Annotated in this window: 2 protein-coding genes; both read left to right on the top strand. The window is 59.5% G+C overall.

What is annotated here, in order from left to right; all coding sequences use genetic code 11:
* Window positions 1-856: 856 nt before the first annotated feature.
* Window positions 857-1,978 (top strand): hypothetical protein, encoded by a 1,122-nt coding sequence (locus V6C16_RS09235; protein WP_333543057.1) that lies wholly within the window; start codon window positions 857-859, stop codon window positions 1,976-1,978.
* Between the two features lies 1 nt (window position 1,979).
* On the top strand, window positions 1,980-3,723 hold a 1,744-nt coding region (locus V6C16_RS09230; RefSeq protein ID WP_333543056.1), incomplete at its 3' end, for a SulP family inorganic anion transporter.

Below are 3,723 nucleotides of genomic sequence, written 5' to 3'. Positions count from 1 at the left end.
ACCACGACAGGGCTTGCACGACGCCGCACCTCATAGCCCTCGCGCTGCGGCACAAAGCCCGCCAGCAAGCCCAGCAGCAGGACCGTGCCGCCGAGGCAACCGACGAGGATGGCAAAGGTTTTATGGCGCTTCATGAAAAATCCTCAACTCAGACGGCAGGGCCGTACTTTTAGAGCAGATTAACTTTGAGAATATACATTCTAAAAGTTTAAGGCACGCTCGCTACGGCGTTTAACCGCGCAGACAAACTGCGCTTACGCCTTCGCGGCGGGCGTCTGCTCATGCAGCCGCTAGAGCAATTTCAAAGTTAAATTGCTCTAGAGCAGATTAACTTTGAAATACTTCACATTTCAAAGTTTTCATTCAGCCGAAAAATACGATTTTCGGCTGAATCCACGCCACATTGTGGCGCGCTGCACTTTCGTGCAGCGTTAGAACATTTACACTTTTCCAAAGTTAAAATGCTCCGGCGGAACGCCGCCACACGGCCGGAGCGGGCTGCGTTGCAACGCAACAGACAGAACGGACGCTCCCGCTCCTTTGACAGACCGCGCACAAGGCACGCCCGGAACGTAAAAAGCTTGATGCAAGTTTGCTGCCATCTGAAAAATAGTATATAGTTACAGAATATTATCGATAACGTCCGCCCCTGTCACGCGAGCGGGTCAAAATAATGAATGCCGTTGACCTGCCGCCCGTTCAGGACTATGCTGCCTGTTCTGCGGCAAGTCCTGTTTTTACTCGACCGGCGCGGCTCTGCGCCTTACAGAACACAGACAGCCCTGCCAGAAGCTTTCAGGCGGCTGCGGCTTGACAAGGCCGCAGCCTTCTGCATTTCCATGCAATGGAGCACACGGTGCCACAGCACACGAAAGAATATGTCCGTGAGGAGATCATCCGCCTTTTAAAGTACGCCCCGCCGGAAATGCGCGTGGCCGTTCTGGGGCTTTTGCCCGCTGCCAAAAGAACGCTCAACCAGGGCTATCGCCCGTCGGTGCGCGGGGTTCCCCTGCGCAGCTGGCGCTGTTTGCTGCACCTGCTGGCTTCTGTTGCGTCCATGCAGAGCGATACGGAAATGCTGCTGCGCGTTTCAAGCGACCTGCTGGCTATTGCCGACCGCATGGCTCCTCCGGGCGAGGTGCTGCGCCAGAGCGCGGAAATTCTTGTGCACGCCCTGCACGCCGAACTTTACGTCTGCCGCCTGCGCAACAAGCAGGGCGAGTGGGTGGTGCGCTCGGCCGGGCATGTGAACGGCAAGGCCATACCCATTGTGGCCCCCATGCTGGAAGAAGGCCTGCGGGAACACCCCGTCATGAACGCCATCCTTCAGGGGCACACGCGCTATGTGGTTTCCAACAATCTTCAGGCCATCGAAAAAGGCGGCGACTCCTTTGACTGCATGGTTTACAAGGAAGGCTACCGCTCACGTCTGGCTTTTGTGCTGCGTGAGCGCAACGACCGCCCGCCCTTTGGTCTTGTCATGCTGTACACCAAGCGCGAATACGGCTTTGAAAATTATGACGAGCGCTTCCTCGGCAAATGCGCCCGCCTTGTTTCGCTCACCGTGGGCCGCCGCATAGCCGTGGCCCGCGACGCGCTGGAAAAAGCCGCAGGGGCCATGGCCCACTACGGCAACAATGCCATCAACGTCATGCGCAACCAGGCCGAATACTGCGGTGAGCTTGTGGAAGATATCGACGCCACCCAGACCCGCGCCCTGCGCCTTGCCCGTGAGCTCATGGCGGAATTTCCCGAAAACACCCGGGGGCGCATCCTGGCCGAAGAGCTGGAAAGCGCCCTGGCGCGGGCCGATCTTACCGAGCTTGCGGGGCATCTGGGCGGAGTGCTTGAAGGCACGCGCCGCATGACCCGTATCATCAGTTCCCTCAAAAAATCCGTGGAGCGTCCGCGCCTCATGCATTACGCGCTGGGACATGATGTCCTGCGGCTGGAAGACGACGCGCCAAGGGAGGACTAGCATGCGCCTGTCGGCCATCTTTCCCTTTCTGTCCACGCTCAAAACCTATTCGCCCCGTGACTTCAAGGCTGACCTGACGGCAGCCCTCACCGTCACGCCCATGGCTGTCCCGCAGGCTATGGCGTACGCCATCATTGCCGGGGTTCACCCGCAGTACGGCATCTACGCCTGCATGCTGCCCGTGGTCATGGCCGCGCTGTGGGGATCTTCGCGCTTCATGGCCGCCGGGCCGACCAACGCCATCTCCATGGTGCTGTTTTCCACCATGGCGACCATCAGCGTGGGCGGCACGCTCATCATCAACATGCCCGAAGAAATACGCATGACGTATATTTTCGGGCTGGCGCTTTTTTGCGGCCTGATACAGGTGGGCATGGGCCTTGCCAGACTGGGCGACCTTGCCAATTTCATATCCCATTCAGTTATGGTGGCCTTTACTACGGGCGCAGCCCTGCTCATCGGCATGGGCCAGCTCAAGACGGTTTTCGGCATTCCCGGCCCCAAAAAAGCGGGCTTTTTTCACCAGATGTTTGACGTGCTGCACGGCCTGCCCCAACTGAACGAATGGTGCGTGGGCCTGGCAGCCCTGACCATTGCGCTGGCCCTGAGCCTCAAGCGCATTTCGCACCGCTTTCCGGCATCGCTGGCGGCTCTGGCCCTGGTCACCGCAGCCTCGTGGTATCTTGAGGCAGACAAGCACGGCGTGCCGCTGGTAGGGGCCATACCAAGCGTCATTCCGCCGCTGTCCATGCCGCCGGCTTTTGACCTTGCGGCCGTGCGCGACCTTTTCATGCCCGCGTTGGCCCTGGCCCTGCTGGGTACGGTGGAGTCACTGGCAATCGGCAAGCAGCTTGCCAGCGTCAGAAACGACAGCTTCGACGGCAGCCAGGAGCTTATCGGGCAGGGATTGGGCAATATGGCGGCAGGCATCACTTCCGGCATACCGGGCTGCGGTTCCTTTACCCGCAGCGCCCTTATGGTCACATCCGGCGGGCGCACCCGCATGGGTACGGTATTTTCCGGTCTGCTGGCCCTGCCCATGCTTTTTGCGCTGGCCCCGTTCATTGCATGGCTGCCCTTGCCCGCGCTGGGCGGCATTCTGCTTATCATTGCCGTGCAGATGATAGATATCGAGGCCATACGCCTGTGCCTGGTCGCCACGCGCATCGACAGGATCGTGCTGTCCCTTACCTTTGCCTCCACACTTATCTTTGACCTTGAAAAAGCCATCTTCATCGGCGTACTGCTGTCGCTGGTGCTTTTTATCTATAAAACAGCACACCCCCGCGTGCGCCGCCTGCGGCCCAATGACCCCCTGCTGCGCGAGGCCCCGGAGAACATGCCCAACGGCATCGCCGTTTATGTCGTTGAGGGAACACTCTTTTTCGGGGCCATCCACGAGCTTGAGCGCCAGCTTTATGAAGAGGACGAAGAGCCCACACGCCTTGTGGTTCTGCACCTGACCCGTGTTTTCTGGCTGGACGCCTCGGGCGCATACGCCCTCTCGCAATTTGTGGAGCGTTGCTATGCCCGCAGCATTCCCGTCATTCTGGTTGTGGGCAGCCGTTCCGTGAACAGGATACTCCAGCGCACCGGCATACTGGACTATCTGAGCAATGGCTTTGTGGCCGAAACCATCAACGAGGGGCTGCGTCAGGCCACCCAGCTGCTGAGCCGCATCACCTGCCGCGATGGCCTGTGTACCTACCCCGTGCCGGGCATTGCGCCCCTTGCCGAAAGCGCGG

The sequence above is a fragment of the Desulfovibrio sp. 1188_IL3213 genome, from assembly GCF_036763145.1.
Taxonomy (GTDB): Bacteria; Desulfobacterota; Desulfovibrionia; order Desulfovibrionales; family Desulfovibrionaceae; genus Desulfovibrio.
Note: the sequence above shows the minus strand (reverse complement) of the source record. Positions and strands in the feature narration are given on the sequence as shown.